Raw genomic sequence first — 15,976 nt, forward strand, 5'->3', positions numbered from 1 at the left:
GATCAACCTAAAACCATATTGAAAATAGAGCATTTCATTTAAACATTGGCCTTGGGTAAAAGCCTTTTTGTTCAAGCTCTTTGATGATGCTTTTTGGGCCGCTTAGGTGTAAAGCACCGACTACAACAAAGGTTGTTTGAGAGCGGTTAGGTGATTGCCCAAGGTATATACTGATAACATCCGCCATGCGTTGATTACGATGGTCAAGCAGGGCTTCCATCATAGGCTTTAGTTTTGGGTTTTCGAGTACGTCTTGATAGACAAATTGATATAGACCATCTGGATCAGCCTGACGCCAATACTCGGTCATTTTAGCCATGTAATCTTCATCTTCCATTTGATCTAGGCTGGTTTCTAGCATGGTAAGCTGTGCTTGAAATGGCGTATCTGCAATTGCACTGATTTGTTGAGAAAGGGTTTCTATCTCCAAAACAGGAAGTCCCTTCTGCTTTGCTAGTTTCAAAAAGTGTAGATCAATGCCGTACTCGGCTTGATAGTCTGAATCTTTCAGTTGAGCTTGGGTCAACTGCTCCACTAGCATCCAAGGCCTTATATGTAACATGCGTTCATAGTCAGACTGGTTGACTTTGGCGAATTGTTGCAATGCAGTCAGTCTTTTGTCATCTAGATAGCGGTCAATGGTGACGCCTTTGGGTAGCCACATTTTTGATTGAACTAAGCGGGCAGATTGGTTGGGGCCCAGTTGTTCTGGGTCTAATTCAACGGCTAATCGATCGGCGCTTTGAAAGGCTTTTTCGTAAGCTGCTGGCAAAGGGTAGAAGTCGGGTGTCAGGGCGTGAATGGATCCTACTAAATAAACTGTCGCGCCTTGATTTTGCACTTGCCACATGAAAGGTTGATAAGTACTGGTCGTAGCCTGAGCTTTAGCTACAACTAAAACAGAGACCAATATAAACTTGAAGAACAACGCTTGTGGACGCATAAACTTGTCTACTATATGTCGCATGAAAACGAGGCTTATCCCCGATGCTTGTGGATAACCCATGTAGAGGTGGTGTGATAACTCTCTCAATGCCTTGATATATAGGCGTTGAGGCGGTTTAGTATATTAATTCTTCAATCCTCAAGCCGAACGCTGTTGTAGCATGTCTACAACCTAATTAAAGAACAGATAGAGGACCGAAAATGTTTACTGGCATAGTCCAAGGTATGGCGGAAGTTGTTTCCTGTCAAGAGAATGGTCGAAACCTCATTCTAGAAGTGAAGTTTCCTCAAGGTATGATGCTGCAGCAGCAACTGGGTGCAAGTGTTGCGATTAACGGTGTATGTCTGACTGTTGCGAAAATAGAAGGGGATATCTTAACGTTTGATGTCATTGATACGACTTTAAATCTGACCAATATTGGTCGCTTAAAGCCGGGCGCTAAAGTCAACTTCGAGCGAGCAGCTAGAATGGGCGATGAGGTAGGTGGTCACGTTATGTCTGGTCACATTATGACGACGGTGACAGTGCGTCATATTGAACGCATCGATGAAAGTTTTCATATTCGTTTTGCCGTGGATCTTGAAAACCCTGATGTTGACGCTCGACGTTACTTGTTTGATAAAGGCTACGTAGGACTCAATGGCGCAAGCTTAACTATCAGTGCCATTGGTGATGATTGGATCGAAGTTTCTCTGATTCCTGAAACCTTGCGTTTGACGACGTTTGGTATTCTACAAACAGGGGATTTGGTTAACTTGGAAATTGATGCCCATACACAAGCAACTGTCGATACGGTTGAGCGTGTTCTAAAGCAGCGTGGGATTGTGTTGCCCTAACGCAAAAATCGAGGATATGGTGCGTGACTACGGAAATAAATGGAGTCTATTCCCTAATTTCGGTAGAATGCGCGCCATATTTTACCCTGAGGTTCTGTTTATAAGTCATTTATTACTTGGTTTGAGTGCTAGATCAGACTTGAGCTCTGCCTACTCCGTAGTGGACTTATCAACAGTTACTTAATATCCAATCGCTTTTTAAGTGTGAGTTTATAGTGTCGAACAATCTTAAGCACATCCGAAATTTTAGTATTATCGCGCACATTGACCATGGTAAGTCGACTTTGGCTGACCGTTTTATTCAAAAATGTGAAGGTCTTTCTGAGCGTGAAATGGCCAACCAAGTGTTGGATTCGATGGACATCGAGCGTGAGCGCGGTATCACCATCAAAGCTCAAAGTGTAACCCTTGATTTTCATTCACAAGATGGCAATACCTACCAACTTAACTTCATTGATACACCTGGACACGTTGACTTCTCTTACGAAGTGTCACGCTCTCTTGCAGCTTGTGAAGGTGCATTGTTGGTGGTTGATGCCGCACAAGGTGTGGAAGCTCAGTCCGTAGCGAACTGTTACACAGCGATTGAACAGGGCCTTGAGGTTATGCCGGTTTTGAATAAAATCGACTTACCTCAAGCTGAGCCGACTCGTGTTGCAGAAGAAATCGAAGAAATTATCGGTATTGATGCTACGGATGCGGTGACGTGTTCAGCGAAAACAGGTTTGGGTGTTGAAGATGTGCTAGAACGTCTTGTTGCGACGATCCCACCACCAGAGGGCGATACTGAAGCGCCTTTACAAGCGTTGATCATCGACTCTTGGTTTGATAACTACCTAGGCGTTGTCTCTCTAGTGCGTATTAAACAGGGCACACTTCGCAAGAAAGATAAGATTTTCATCAAGTCGACTAAGCAAACCTACCCAGTAGATAACATTGGAATCTTTACGCCTAAGCGCAAAGAAACCGGTGTCTTAAAGGCTGGTGAAGTGGGTTACGTGATTGCTGGTATCAAAGATATCCACGGTGCGCCAGTAGGTGACACGATTACGCACATCGCAACCCCTGATGTGCCGCAGTTATCTGGTTTCCAGAAAGTAAAGCCACAGGTTTACGCGGGGTTATTCCCAGTGAGCTCTGATGACTACGAAGATTTCCGTGAAGCGTTAGACAAACTAACGCTTAACGATGCTTCGTTATTCTTCGAGCCAGAAACATCTGACGCCCTTGGTTTTGGTTTCCGTTGTGGTTTCCTAGGGATGCTTCACATGGAAATCATCCAAGAGCGTTTGGAGCGTGAATACGACCTTGACCTGATTACCACAGCGCCAACGGTAGTTTACGAAGTGGAACTAAATAGCGGCGAAGTGATCAACGTTGATAGCCCATCGAAGATGCCAGACCCAGGTACGGTTCGTGAAATGCGTGAGCCAATCGTAGAGGCCAATATTCTTGTGCCACAGGATTACCTTGGTAACGTTATTTCTCTGTGTGTTGAGAAACGTGGTATCCAAAAAGACATGCAATACGTTGGTAGCCAAGTCCAGCTTCGTTATCACTTGCCGATGAATGAAGTGGTATTGGACTTCTTCGATCGCCTTAAGTCTTGTAGTCGCGGTTTTGCTTCATTGGATTATTCTTTCCATCACTTTGAGGCAGCGCCATTGGTTCGTTTGGATATCTTGATCAACAGTGAACGTGTGGATGCGTTGGCTCTGATCATGCACCGTGACAACGTGCAAACCAAAGGTCGTGCATTGTGTGAAAAGATGAAAGACCTGATTCCGCGTCAAATGTTTGATGTGGCTATCCAAGGTGCCGTGGGTGCCAAAGTGATTGCTCGTACAACCGTAAAAGCATTGCGTAAAAACGTAACAGCGAAATGTTACGGTGGTGACGTGAGTCGTAAGAAGAAACTGCTGCAGAAGCAGAAAGAAGGTAAAAAGCGCATGAAGCAAGTCGGTAACGTCGAAGTGCCTCAAAGCGCATTCTTAGCAGTGCTTAAAGTCGATAGCTAAGCCGGAAAGATAGGGCCGCATCCAGTGCGGCTCTTTTACTTGGAGAGTAAGTATGGATTTTGATTTCGAGTTGATCCTAGCGATTGCCTTTTTGATTACCTTGGCGGCTTGGTTAGTGGATCGAGTGGTTTATGCGCCAAAGCGTAAACGCATTTTGTCGCAAATGGCGCCAGAGGCAGTTGCAGCCCTTGATAAAAACGTTAAGCAGAATCTTGCTGATACGCCGAAATGGTTGCTAGAGGTCAAATCTTACTTCGTTATTATTGCAGTAATCTTTGGTCTGCGTTCATTTGTTGCGGAGCCGTTTCAGATCCCGTCAGGATCTATGTTACCGACTCTTGAGATTGGCGACTTCATTTTAGTGAATAAAATGGATTATGGCATTCGTCTCCCAGTTTTGAACTCCACTATAATCCCGACGACAGAGCCAAAGCGTGGTGATGTCGTTGTCTTTAAATATCCTGAAAACCCAAGCTTGAACTATATTAAACGCATGATTGGTTTGCCTGGTGATGTCATTAGCTACCATAACAAGCGGCTTATGATTAATGGGGAGCTGATGGATGAGTCGCTATTGGCTGAGCTACCTGTTTCTCTAAATCCAAGCCGTGAGCCAGTAGCGGTATTTCAAGAAGAGTTAGATGGCGTATCACATGAAGTTTACAAAAGTTACCGACGTAACCCTCTTGAAGGGGACTGGGTGGTACCTGAAGGTCAATATTTTGTGATGGGCGATAACCGCGACAATAGTGCGGATAGCCGAGTCTGGGGCTTTGTTCCGGAAGAAAACTTAAAAGGCCGAGCATTCTATGTATGGCTGCATTGGGATGAGTTCTTTAGTCTCCCGAGCTTTAAGAATAACGGTTTAATTGAATAATATTTTGGAGAAATTTTGAGCTCTCTTTATGACAAATTGTGTCGGCGTATAGGGTACTTCTTCGCCGACCTTGGGCTGCTTGAGTTAGCGTTGACACACCGTAGTTATGGTGGAAAAAACAACGAACGATTGGAGTTTTTAGGCGATTCAATCTTAAATTATGTGATCGCTGAAGACTTGTTTCACCGTTTTCCTAAAGCGAAAGAAGGCGAGTTAAGTCGACTGCGCGCGTCCCTTGTGAAAGGTGACACCTTGGCCGAGTTAGCTCGTGAATTCCAATTGGGGGATTTCCTTAAGCTTGGGGCTGGTGAGCTTAAAAGCGGTGGATTTCGTCGTGATTCTATTCTGGCTGATGCTGTTGAAGGGATCATTGGAGCGATTTACCTCGATGCAGGTATGGATGTTTGCCGACAGCATATTCTGGAGTGGTACAAAGAGCGTTTAAATGCGACGTCTTTAAAAGTGGTAACGAAAGACGCTAAGACGCGACTGCAAGAGTTTCTGCAGGCACGTAAGCATTCGCTTCCCCAATATGAAGTGGTGGATATCGTTGGTGAACCGCATGCACAGACATTTTTTGTGCACTGCCAAATTGAATTATTCGATGCGCCAATCGAAGGCAAAGGGAGTAGCCGGAGAATTGCCGAGCAAAATGCTGCTGCCAAAGCACTTAAACAGTTGGAAAAAAACTAAATGCATCACGAAGAAGATTACCAAGAAATTACCCATTGTGGCTTTGTTGCCATTGTTGGTCGACCTAACGTTGGTAAATCAACGTTAATGAACCACATTCTTGGTCAAAAACTGTCTATTACATCGCGTAAGCCGCAAACGACACGCGATCAAATCTTAGGTGTGCAAACCAAAGGTCATATGCAAACCATTTATGTGGACACACCTGGGTTGCATAAAGGGCAAGATAAAGCCATCAACCGTTATATGAACCGAACGGCTAACCAAGCGCTAAAAGATGTTGATGTAGTCTTGTTTGTGATCGATGCGGAGCGTTGGACCGAAGAAGACGATAATGTGTTAGCAAAAGTACGTCATGCAGAGTGCCCTGTGGTATTGGTGGTAAATAAGGTCGATAAACTAGAAGAGAAGGATGAGTTGCTACCACGCATGATGTCACTTTCAGAGAAAATGGATTTCTCACAGATTGTACCGATCTCTGCGTTGCGTAATAAGAACTTAGACCGCTTAGAAGCGCTAGTTGAAAGCTACATCCCTGAAGGTGTCCAGTATTACCCTGAAGATCAAATCACCAATCGTAGCTCGCGCTTTTTGGCTGCTGAAATTGTGCGTGAGAAGATTACGCGTCAGCTGGGCCAAGAAGTTCCTTATGAAGTTGCTGTGCAAATCGAAGAGTTTGTTTTTGAAGGTAGCACTATTCACATCAGTGCTTTGATCTTAGTCGAACGTGACGGCCAAAAACGCATTATCATTGGTGATAAAGGTGCCAAGATTAAACTGATCGGAAAAGAATCTCGCATTGATATGGAGAACTTGTTCCAGCAGAAGGTAATGTTGAATTTATGGGTTAAGGTGCGTTCTGGCTGGTCTGATGATGAGCGAGCGTTGGCCAGTTTAGGTTATCAAGACGATTAATTCGTGCGCGTTCAAGGCTACGTAATACATACTCGTCCCTTTCAAGATGACAAAGTCTTAGTGGACATTTTGACTCGTGAAGCGGGCTTAATACGAGGGGTATGGCGTAAAAAAACGAAAGAGGCTCGGGTATCCCCCGGGTCTTTTTTGTTGCTAGAGTTTGAGTTATCTGGTCGTTCGGAATTGAAAACGATTCGCTCTGCCGAGGCGCTTGGGGCATCGATACAACTTACAGGCACTGCTTTGTACAGTGCTTTCTATGTGCATGAGTTGATTGAACGATTGTTGCCCGTGAATTTGCCGTTTGAACCACTGTTTATTTTATACCAATGGCTGATTTCCCATTTAGGTGGGGATGTGCCGATTGCACCCTTGTTAAGGCGCTTTGAGCTTGGGCTGTTCGAGGAGCTTGGGGTGCAAGTGAATATGGCCGCCACCAGTCGAGGTGAGGTGTTGGAGCCAAAGCAGCTTTATCAATTGCATCATAAGTTTGGTCTTCGGCCCTACTATGGCGAACAGCCTAAGGTAAAGCCAATTGTGTTTCTAGACGGCGCTGCAGCGATGGCTTATGCCAGCGGGAGTTGGAACAATAAATACGTACTGACTCTGGCTAAGGAGCTACATCGGGCGTGGCTGGATTTGGCGCTCGGTGAAAAGCCATTAAAATCACGGTCTCTTTTACCTGTAAGCCCCTATGATGGCGAGCGCTTATGGCAGGTGCCTATTTTCAAACTTTCGGATAAGGTCTAGTGACGTTACATGATTAAAGGTATTGGAACGGATATTGTTGAGATCAATAGAATTGCGAACTCAATTGAGCGCACGGGAGAGCGTTTCATCAACCGTATCTTAACCCCCCATGAGCGCCAACAGCTCGATCAGCTCAACCCTGAGAAGCACGCTTCCTTTGTTGCTAAGCGTTTTGCAGCAAAAGAGGCTGCAGTAAAAGCCTTGGGAACAGGTATTGGCTCAGGGGTTAGCTTTCAGCATTTCACGGTGGTAAACCTTGCAAGTGGAAAGCCGACTCTAGAAGTCGATGCGACCATCAGTCAGATGCTGGAGTTTGACGCTAACTGGCACCTTAGTCTGTCGGATGAGCGAGATTTTGCTCTGGCGTTTGTGACACTTGAGGCCAAGGAATAAGCGATTGTAAGCTTTTAAGGCGCTCTAGCGCTGCCATAAAATCCTCAAACACTTCTTCTACTTCATCAAATCCTAATTCTTTTAAATGGGTTTCTAGAAAGTTGGCGTGTTTAGTTAACTCAATCGTTCCAGAGTACTTACTTGCACCATGGATGCGGTGCACTGTGGCAATCAGCTTTTCTAAATCTTGATTAGCAAAGTGGTGGTTTAAAAGACGTTGGTCTTCTTGTAAAGATTGCATTAGCATTTCAAAGAGATCTTTGGCTGCTTGCGAACGGTTTCCTGCCATGTTTAATGCTTTGTTTACATCAAATACTGCTGCTAACTGCTCATCCACTTGCTGGCTCAAGTTAACGTTTGCAGCACACCATTTTGTTAAGGTGTTCAGTAGAGTCTCTTCATTGATTGGTTTGGTTAGGTATTCATTCATACCGCTGGCTAAAATAGATTGCTGTTCTTCAGCAAGTGCGTGTGCTGTTAAAGCAATAATGGGAGTTTCCAGGTAATTCGGTAAGGTTCTGAGTTGGCGTGTTGCCTCCATCCCATCCATTTCGGGCATTTGTATGTCCATCAAGATTAAATCAAAAGATTGCTCATTTGCTAATCGAATTGCTTCAGAACCTGAGTAAGCTAAGCTTAATCGAATAAGGTGTGGCTCAAGCCAGTGGTGTAATAGTTGTAGGTTAATTGGTGTATCGTCAACAGCGAGTATGTGCAAGCCTTCGAGGTGCTTGTATTGACGAGGGGGGTGATACTCAAGCGATGGTGCTTCAGTTTTCTCTTCATCTTGCGAATATCTATTTAAAGTGCTTCTTAATTGGTTCAAAGATATTGGCTTATGAATGATATGGTTTTCAAGTTGGTATTGTTGTGCGTGTTGGGCAATATAACTAACGGGCTTGCAGAGCAGTAAATAGGGGAGTTGAAATCTGTTTGATAGATAGCTGCATAACTCATAAGCCTCGTCAGCACTCATTTTATTATCGCCAACACAGATGAGAGCACCAAAGAATTGTTGCTTGCCATCGTGCAAATCCGCTACAAACTGTTCGCTTGAACTGTGAAATAATGAATTGGGTGCGGCCATACCAAAGATTTTTTCTAGGTAGCCGCGATATCGAGAATTGGGCTCAAGTACTATCCAAGACTCTTTCATTGGTATCAATGCGTCAGTCTTTTTGTTGGAATGTTCAAGTTTTATATTAAAAAAGAAATTTGAGCCATGGTTTGGTTCGCTGGTTACGCCAATAGAGCCGCCCATCTGCTCAATGAGCTTTTTAGTGATGACAAGCCCGAGCCCAGTTCCGGTATGGCTTCGAGTATGACTTGAATCAACTTGAGAGAAAGGTTTAAATAGCTGGTTGAGTTTGTCTGTCGCAATGCCACAGCCAGTATCAACGACCTCGATGTTAATATCTAAAAGAACTTTCGTTACTTTGTTACAGTTCACTTTTATGTGGATGGTGCCATGTTGAGTGAATTTTATGGCATTACCAACTAAATTATTTAGAATCTGTCGTAAACGAGTTTTATCCCCCTTTACCCAATCAGGTAAGTCCTCTGAGAAGTTTGGAATTAAATCTATGTCTTTTGTTTCGCTTGGCAGGGTTGAGGAAAGAGAATGTAAAACTTCATTAACGATATCTTTTAGATTAAAGTCTTCACATTCGAGTACAACGGTCTTGCCAGCTTCAATTTTTGAAAAATCTAATATATTACCGATGGTCGCCAGTAGGTCATTAGTAGATTGTGCGATGGTTTCAACATAGCTCTGCTGTTGATAGGGAAGCTCATCTTTTTTCAATAAGTTTGTATAACCCAGAATCGCATTCAGAGGTGTTCGAACCTCGTGCGAAATATTTGCTAGGAATTGTGTTTTTAAGCGGTTGGACTCTGTGGCCTCTTTGTTAGCAATATGAAGCTGAATGCTTTTCTCTTCAAGCTGTAGGGCATTTTCACTGGTTTCTTTCGTAATACGCTCTATTTCGCTTTGAAGCTCAGTTCGATAGTTCTGTAACCGGTCGCTGATGTTGTTTAGGTCTCGCTTTACTGATTCCATACTTTTAGGTAGGGACACCTGATCGGCTTTGTCAAACTCATTTCTAGCGATCGAGCTCAAGCCGTTAATGATACTCAGCCAAGGGGCTGAAATACGCTTAGAATATTTCCAACAGAGCCAGCCTGATATAAGTGCTGCGCCAATCAAATAGCCTAGAGTCGTTAACCCAGCTATTATGTTTTCAAGGAATAAGCGTTGTGTGCTAGAGCTTACCTGAATCCACCCGAGTAGCTCTTTTTGCGGGCTCTTTGATAAGCCGATCGCATCAGCCAAAATAGTGCTATTTGGTTCGGCAAATGGCACCTCATTAAGCGAATTAGCGCGATGGCTCTTTGTAAAAAAAATTGGGACAATAGAAATGTATTGGCTATCGTCTTGATTATAGTAATGAGCCTCGTTCTCAGGAAAAGGAATGGGAGCGATTTGGCCGACACTCTCAATTTCAATTCCCGAATTATTATAATAAGTGACACCCACAATATCTGGTTGGCGCAGCAGGCTTTGGATATTACTGTTAATCAAGTTTCTATCATTGAAAAGAAGTGCGTATTCGCTCGCTCTGGCCATTTGCTCAGCCTGATACTGGCTAAGGTATTCAAATTGTCGCTTTTGATCAACTAGCTCATTGATATAGTTGATACCACAAAACATTGCAATCACTATAAATATAGGTAGAAAAATGACTTTCCACAGCATCTTTTGTAGGGGCAAATGGAGGGCGTTAGACATTAGTCTTTCCTATTTTACTACAAAGAGTTTAGTAGCAAGCTATGTTACCTTTACCTTTACGGCGCTCACATTCTCTCTCGTAGTTTTCACATGCTAGAACTTTAGTTCGTGACGGATTGCTTATGGATTTACATTCACGCCATTTGTTGCGTAGTTCTGTATCGGGGATGTCTGCTGAAGGGCCTCCAAACATATCGCAGCCAGTAAGTGTAACGGTGGTAAGTACTAAACTTAACAAAATAGGTTTATGCATGATCTATTACTCCTAGTGCAACAATATGGCTTAAATTTATAACTAGTTAGTATTTTAATATCTATCTGATGTGCATTCTAATACGATCTGGTAAAAAAGCGTAAACCATTAATTTATATAATATCTTAAGTGCTAGAGCTTTATGATCGAATACCCAACTATTGAATCTATTATAGGCAATACGCCGATTGTCAAATTGCAGCGTATCAACCCTAACCCGAGTAATACAATATTATTGAAACTTGAGGGGCAGAATCCAGCGGGTTCTGTCAAGGATCGTCCTGCTCTGAACATGATTGCTCAGGCTGAAGCTCGTGGCGATATACAGCCTGGGGACAGTTTAATTGAAGCTACTAGTGGTAATACCGGGATCGCGTTGGCCATGGCGGCCGCCATTAAAGGTTACGAAATGCACCTCATTATGCCGGACAATATGAGTCAAGAACGCAAGTCAGCAATGTCTGCATACGGTGCAATTCTTCATTTGGTCAGCAAAGAAGAAGGTATGGAGCGCGCGCGTGACCTAGCCCATGAGATGCAAGCTGCAGGCAAAGGAAAGGTGCTCAATCAATTTGGTAACCAAGATAACCCTAGCGCCCACTATGTATCAACCGGGCCTGAAATTTGGCGGCAAACACAGGGGCAAGTGACTCATTTTGTAAGCTCTATGGGGACGACAGGGACTATTATGGGGATTTCTCGCTTTTTGAAAGAGCAGAATCCAGAGGTAGAAATCATTGGTCTACAGCCCTCTGAAGGAAGCAGTATTCCAGGTATACGCCGTTGGCCCCAAGAATACTTGCCTACTATCTTCGATGCTTCTCGTGTGGATCGTGTGATGGATGTTGATCAGCAGAATGCAGAAGTTGTGATGCGACGTCTAGCGAAAGAGGAAGGGGTTTTTTGTGGTGTGTCCTCTGGTGGTGCAGTCAGTGCAGCCTTGACTTTATCGGAACAGGTCGAAGACGCAACGATTGTAGTGATCATTTGTGATCGTGGTGATCGATATTTATCTACCGGCGTGTTCAACTAGTGCTATTTGTTTGCTTGCCCTAGGTCGGATTGCTCAGATAAGGTATTATTTGAGCTCTATACCATGAATAGAGATGTTATCTTGAAAAAACGATCGAATCGTCGCCCTAAAGCGCATCAGGGCAAGCCTATCTCTTCTCCTATTCGAACTTTTACCATCGAAAGTATGACCCATGAAGGTCATGGCGTGGTTAGGGACCAAGGTAAAGTTACGTTCGTTGAAGGTGCGATGTCTGGCGAACAAGTGGAAGCACGACTTACCAAAGAAGGACGCCAGTTTAATCAAGCAACCACCTTGAGGCGTATTCATACCAGCCCTTCCAGAAGAACGCCTAGCTGTAAACACTTTGAGCAATGCGGTGGCTGCCAGCTGCAACATATGGATATAGACGCTCAGCGTGATTTAAAAACAGAATGGTTACGTAACCAGTTCCGTAAATTAGAACTGCCAGATCAAATCACAAGGTTACAAGGCGAAGAGTTTGGCTATCGACGTCGGGCTCGTCTTTCGGTTTTTGCTAAAAATCAGCAAGTAAGTATGGGATTTCGAGCCAAGGCCTCTAATGCCATTATTGATATTGAACAGTGCCAGGTTTTGGTGCCCGCGCTACAGAAAGCCTATGCGGATCTGAGGTCTTACATATTGCAAAGTTCTCTGGTCGCTAAGCTTGGTCATGTTGAGCTTTTGCTGGATAATTCAGGCGTAGCTTGTGTGCTTCGCCAAACCCGAGATGTTCCTGAAGCAGATAAAGCGCAACTTGTGGAATGGGCAAACTCCAATGGCATAGAGGTGTATTGGCAGTTACCAGACCAATCCAAAGTGGAGGCGAATACGCCGCGTCATTATTTAGTTGATGGGTTAAAAGTGAACTTTCACCCACAAGACTTTATCCAAGTGAATGCACAAATCAATGATGCGATGGTTGAGCAAGCAATGGCTTGGCTCAATGTGACTCAGGACGACGTTGTGCTTGACCTATTTTGTGGCGCAGGAAACTTCTCTCTTCCATTAGGAAAAAGAGCAGGGCAAGTACTCGCTGTAGAAGCGATCGAGAGTATGGTGGAAATGGGGCAGACTAATGCCTCAGCGGCAGGGTTGGACAATACGAGCTTTCTGGCTGCAGACTTGACATTGCCGCCACCAAATCACTTAAAAAAAGCCAAAATAACGAAGGCGCTGCTAGATCCACCACGAGCAGGCGCTTTGGAGTTCTTACCGACACTGGTAAGGCTTAAGCCAAAGCAAATCTTGTATGTTTCTTGCAATGCTTCTACGTTAGCAAGGGATGCGCAGTATTTAGTTGAAAATGGATATCGAGTCACGAATGTCTGTATGATGGATATGTTTCCACAGACTTCACATGTAGAAGCAATGATGTTGTTGCAGAAGTAAGATGTTACCAGAAGGGTAGTTAAGATGGTTACAGTAAGAAAGGATCACCCTGTATTAGCTGACGGTTCGGTGGATATAGACGCCTGGATGTCTCAGTTTGCCGACAAGATTGACGAAGCAAGCCGAGTGCCATTAAGAATGGCTTGTGCATTAGCTAGGCAAGCAGAAGCAGCGTCGGGTAGATCCTCTTATTGGGGGCCGCAAGCGAGCACGTTTCGAGCAGGCCTCGAAATGGTGGAAATCTTAGCGGGCTTTCGTGCCGATCAAGACTCATTATTAGCGGCTGCTCTGTATCGTGTGGTTCGTGAAGATCAATTAGACTTGTCAAAAGTTAGTGACATGTTTGGCCGTAAAGTCGCGTCTTTGATCGAAGGCGTTATTCGTATGGGCGAGGTTTCTAAAAACTTGTCCAAAGATACAACAGCTGAAGTGTTAGGAAGTCATGAAAATCAGCTGGAGTCTTTACGTAAAATGCTGGTTTCCATCATTGATGATGTGCGCGTTGTGCTGATTAAACTAGCAGAGCGAGCGTGTGCCATTAAAGAAGCCAAGCATCAAAGTGATGAGCGTAAAGAAGCGGTAGCCCTTGAAGTACAAAGCGTTTATGCACCACTGTCCCACCGATTAGGGATTGGCCACATTAAGTGGGAGCTTGAAGATCTCTCCTTCCGATATTTGTACCCGGGTGAATATAAACGTATTGCCAAGCTGTTGGATGAAAAGCGCCTAGACCGTCAACAGTTTATCGATGACGTGATTTCTGTGTTGAAAGAGCGTATGGAAGCGATTGATATCCATGCTGATGTAATGGGGCGTGCCAAACACATCTATAGCATCTGGCGTAAAATGCGCCGCAAGAACATTGCTTTTGACGAGGTGTATGATGTTCGAGCAGTTCGTATTTTAGTAGATGAGCCCATGCAATGTTATGGTGTGCTTGGCATTGTTCATAACCTTTGGAAGCCTATCCCGCAAGAATTTGACGATTATATTAGTAATCCTAAATCAAACGGCTATCAGTCTCTGCATACGGCCGTCGTGGGGCCTCAGGGGCGTGTCTTAGAGATTCAAATTCGTACTCATAAAATGCATGAAGATGCTGAGTTAGGCGTCTGTGCTCACTGGAAGTACAAAGGAACTGATTTAAGCTCCAATAGCTCAAGTTACGAAGAGAAGTTACAGTGGCTGCGTACGATCCTGGACTTCCACGAAGTGCAAGGTGACTTAGAGTCACTGAGTGAGCAGGTCATGAATGACATTGAGCAGGACCGAATCTATGTGTTCACGCCTGATGGTCATGTAGTTGATTTGCCAATCAACGCAACCCCAGTAGATTTTGCTTACCGAGTGCACACGGAAATTGGTCATCGTTGCCGAGGCGCTAAAGTAAATGGCAAGATCATTTCTTTGGTGACGCATCTTAAAACTGGCGATAAGGTTGAGATCCTCACCACCAAAGAAGGTGGTCCAAGCCGTGACTGGTTGCACCCGACCTTAGGCTACGTCAATACCAATCGTGCTCGTGCCAAGATTCAAAGTTGGTTCAGAAGAGAAGATCGTGAGAAGAACCTAGAGGCGGGCCGTACGGTATTAGACAAGCAACTGAAACGCTTAGGTATTGAAGAAAACAAGTTAGATTTCTCTACGATCGCCGAGCGCTTTAACTTTTCAAATGGTGACGACGTATATGTGTCACTGGGAGCTGGTGATATTCAGCTGTCCCGTGTATTGCGTGCCATTGATGATATTCATGGCTTAGACGGTGAGCCAGTTGCTCGACCCATTCGCCTTAAAAAGAGCCGCCATAAAACTTCAGATAATGACATACAGATTCAAGGTGTAGGTAAATTGCTAACGCAAATGGCGAAGTGTTGCTCTCCTATTCCTGGTGACGACATTATTGGCTATATCACCCAAGGTCGTGGTGTTTCTATCCACCGTCAAGATTGTATTAACGCGGCACAATTACAGCTTGAAGAACCAGAGCGTATGGTCCAGGTGAGCTGGGGTGAGGAAGTCGACAATCTGTATCCGGTTAATATTCGAGTTCAGGCTTATGATCGTACCGGCCTTTTAAACGACATCACGTCGTTGTTGGCGAATGAAAAAGTAAACCTTCTGTCCATGAATACAATCTCGGCAAAAGCTGATCACACTGCGTCAATACGTTTTACCATTGAAGTGAGCGAAATCAGTTCTCTTTCTCGTCTACTTCACCGCATCAACCAGTTGCCTAATGTATTGGATGTCTTTAGGGAGCGAGATAATTGAAATACACCTTAAATGACTTATTAGCGTTGATGACCATGTTGCGCGACAAGCAATATGGTTGTCCTTGGGATCAGAAACAAAGCTTTGCCACGATTGCGCCGTATACCTTGGAAGAAGCTTATGAGGTAATGGACGCGATTGTTCGTGGCAATCGGGATGATCTGAAAGATGAATTAGGTGATCTTTTGTTTCAGGTGGTTTTTCATGCCCAGATGGCCAGCGAAGAAAATGCCTTTAACTTCTCTGATGTGATTCAAACGATCGTGGAGAAAATGCTTCGACGACATCCGCATGTCTTTCCTGATGGTACATTCGACAGTTATGCGAGCCCTAATCGCTTAACCGAAGAGGAAATTAATGCGCAGTGGCAAGTTATCAAAGCACAAGAAAAGCAAGCGAAGGGCGAGCATCATCAAGGTTTATTGGACAGTGTTTCGAACAGTGTGCCAGTGTTGACCCAAGCAGTGAAGTTGCAGAAAAAAGCAGCCACAGTGGGTTTTGATTGGTCTGATACTGCCCCAGTCTTCAATAAAATACGAGAAGAATTAGATGAATTAGAAGAGGCTATCCAGCATCTTTCTAAGGCTGAAGCGGAGGCCGAGCTTGGTGATGTGCTGTTTGCTGTGTCAAATCTGGCGCGTCATCTGTCTATCGCACCAGAGCAAGCCTTAATGCAAACCAACGTGAAATTTCGCCGCCGCTTTGCTTACATTGAAACCCAGTTACGCGAACGAGAGGTTTGCTTGACTGACTGTACTTTAAAAGAGTTGGATCAATTATGGGATGACGCTAAAGCCTCTGGTTTATAGCG

General features: G+C 44.4%; 14 protein-coding genes. 11 read left to right on the top strand and 3 right to left on the bottom strand.

Annotated elements, in window-relative coordinates; all coding sequences use genetic code 11:
* Window positions 1-34: 34 nt before the first annotated feature.
* A complete protein-coding gene (locus ACXAC1_RS13260) occupies window positions 35-967 on the bottom strand; it encodes a TraB/GumN family protein (RefSeq protein WP_475062004.1) in 933 nt (310 codons plus the stop codon).
* Window positions 968-1,146: 179 nt separating this feature from the next.
* Between ACXAC1_RS13260 and ACXAC1_RS13265 the strand changes: the two genes are divergently transcribed.
* From ACXAC1_RS13265 to acpS, 7 genes are all read left to right on the top strand, one after another.
* The gene (locus ACXAC1_RS13265) at window positions 1,147-1,782 is read left to right on the top strand and encodes a riboflavin synthase subunit alpha (protein WP_475062006.1); all 636 of its coding nucleotides are present in this window, start codon (window positions 1,147-1,149) and stop codon (window positions 1,780-1,782) included.
* A 212-nt stretch (window positions 1,783-1,994) separates the two neighbouring features.
* Complete coding sequence (gene lepA / locus ACXAC1_RS13270) at window positions 1,995-3,800, top strand: translation elongation factor 4 (RefSeq protein WP_475063830.1); 1,806 nt, start codon at window positions 1,995-1,997, stop codon at window positions 3,798-3,800.
* Between the two features lie 52 nt (window positions 3,801-3,852).
* Window positions 3,853-4,677, top strand: a complete 825-nt coding sequence (lepB, locus tag ACXAC1_RS13275) for a signal peptidase I (protein WP_475062008.1) — start codon at window positions 3,853-3,855, stop codon at window positions 4,675-4,677.
* 15 nt (window positions 4,678-4,692) lie between these two features.
* Complete coding sequence (gene rnc / locus ACXAC1_RS13280) at window positions 4,693-5,370, top strand: ribonuclease III (RefSeq protein ID WP_133562993.1); 678 nt, start codon at window positions 4,693-4,695, stop codon at window positions 5,368-5,370.
* Window positions 5,371-6,285: a GTPase Era gene (era, locus tag ACXAC1_RS13285; protein WP_133562991.1), complete on the top strand. Its 915-nt coding sequence runs from the start codon at window positions 5,371-5,373 to the stop codon at window positions 6,283-6,285.
* A gap of 3 nt (window positions 6,286-6,288) precedes the next feature.
* On the top strand, window positions 6,289-7,035 hold the full coding sequence (gene recO, locus ACXAC1_RS13290; protein WP_475062010.1) for a DNA repair protein RecO: 747 nt from the start codon (window positions 6,289-6,291) through the stop codon (window positions 7,033-7,035).
* A gap of 9 nt (window positions 7,036-7,044) precedes the next feature.
* On the top strand, window positions 7,045-7,428 hold the full coding sequence (gene acpS, locus ACXAC1_RS13295; protein WP_475062011.1) for a holo-ACP synthase: 384 nt from the start codon (window positions 7,045-7,047) through the stop codon (window positions 7,426-7,428).
* On the opposite strand, the gene ACXAC1_RS13300 is transcribed toward acpS, so the two are convergent.
* Both ACXAC1_RS13300 and ACXAC1_RS13305 read right to left on the bottom strand, forming a co-directional pair.
* A complete protein-coding gene (locus ACXAC1_RS13300; protein ID WP_475062013.1) occupies window positions 7,367-10,216 on the bottom strand; it encodes a response regulator in 2,850 nt (949 codons plus the stop codon). The two genes, acpS and ACXAC1_RS13300, sit on opposite strands and share 62 nt — an antisense overlap.
* Window positions 10,217-10,244: 28 nt before the next feature.
* Window positions 10,245-10,469 (bottom strand): hypothetical protein, encoded by a 225-nt coding sequence (locus ACXAC1_RS13305; protein WP_475062015.1) that lies wholly within the window; start codon window positions 10,467-10,469, stop codon window positions 10,245-10,247.
* A 142-nt stretch (window positions 10,470-10,611) separates the two neighbouring features.
* On the opposite strand from ACXAC1_RS13305, the gene cysM reads away from it, so the two are divergent.
* The 4 genes from cysM to mazG all read left to right on the top strand — a co-directional run bounded on the left by cysM (window position 10,612) and on the right by mazG (window position 15,974).
* Window positions 10,612-11,502, top strand: coding sequence for a cysteine synthase CysM (gene cysM, locus ACXAC1_RS13310; protein ID WP_475062017.1), 891 nt, complete (start codon window positions 10,612-10,614; stop codon window positions 11,500-11,502).
* Window positions 11,503-11,583: 81 nt separating this feature from the next.
* Window positions 11,584-12,894: a 23S rRNA (uracil(1939)-C(5))-methyltransferase RlmD gene (gene rlmD / locus ACXAC1_RS13315; RefSeq protein ID WP_475062019.1), complete on the top strand. Its 1,311-nt coding sequence runs from the start codon at window positions 11,584-11,586 to the stop codon at window positions 12,892-12,894.
* A gap of 24 nt (window positions 12,895-12,918) precedes the next feature.
* Window positions 12,919-15,165 (top strand): GTP diphosphokinase, encoded by a 2,247-nt coding sequence (gene relA / locus ACXAC1_RS13320; protein ID WP_475062021.1) that lies wholly within the window; start codon window positions 12,919-12,921, stop codon window positions 15,163-15,165.
* Window positions 15,162-15,974, top strand: a complete 813-nt coding sequence (gene mazG, locus ACXAC1_RS13325; RefSeq protein ID WP_228189970.1) for a nucleoside triphosphate pyrophosphohydrolase — start codon at window positions 15,162-15,164, stop codon at window positions 15,972-15,974. The genes relA and mazG overlap by 4 nt, the downstream gene beginning before the upstream one ends.
* Window positions 15,975-15,976: the final 2 nt, after the last annotated feature.

This window comes from Marinomonas sp. AWM4_232 (assembly GCF_056158325.1).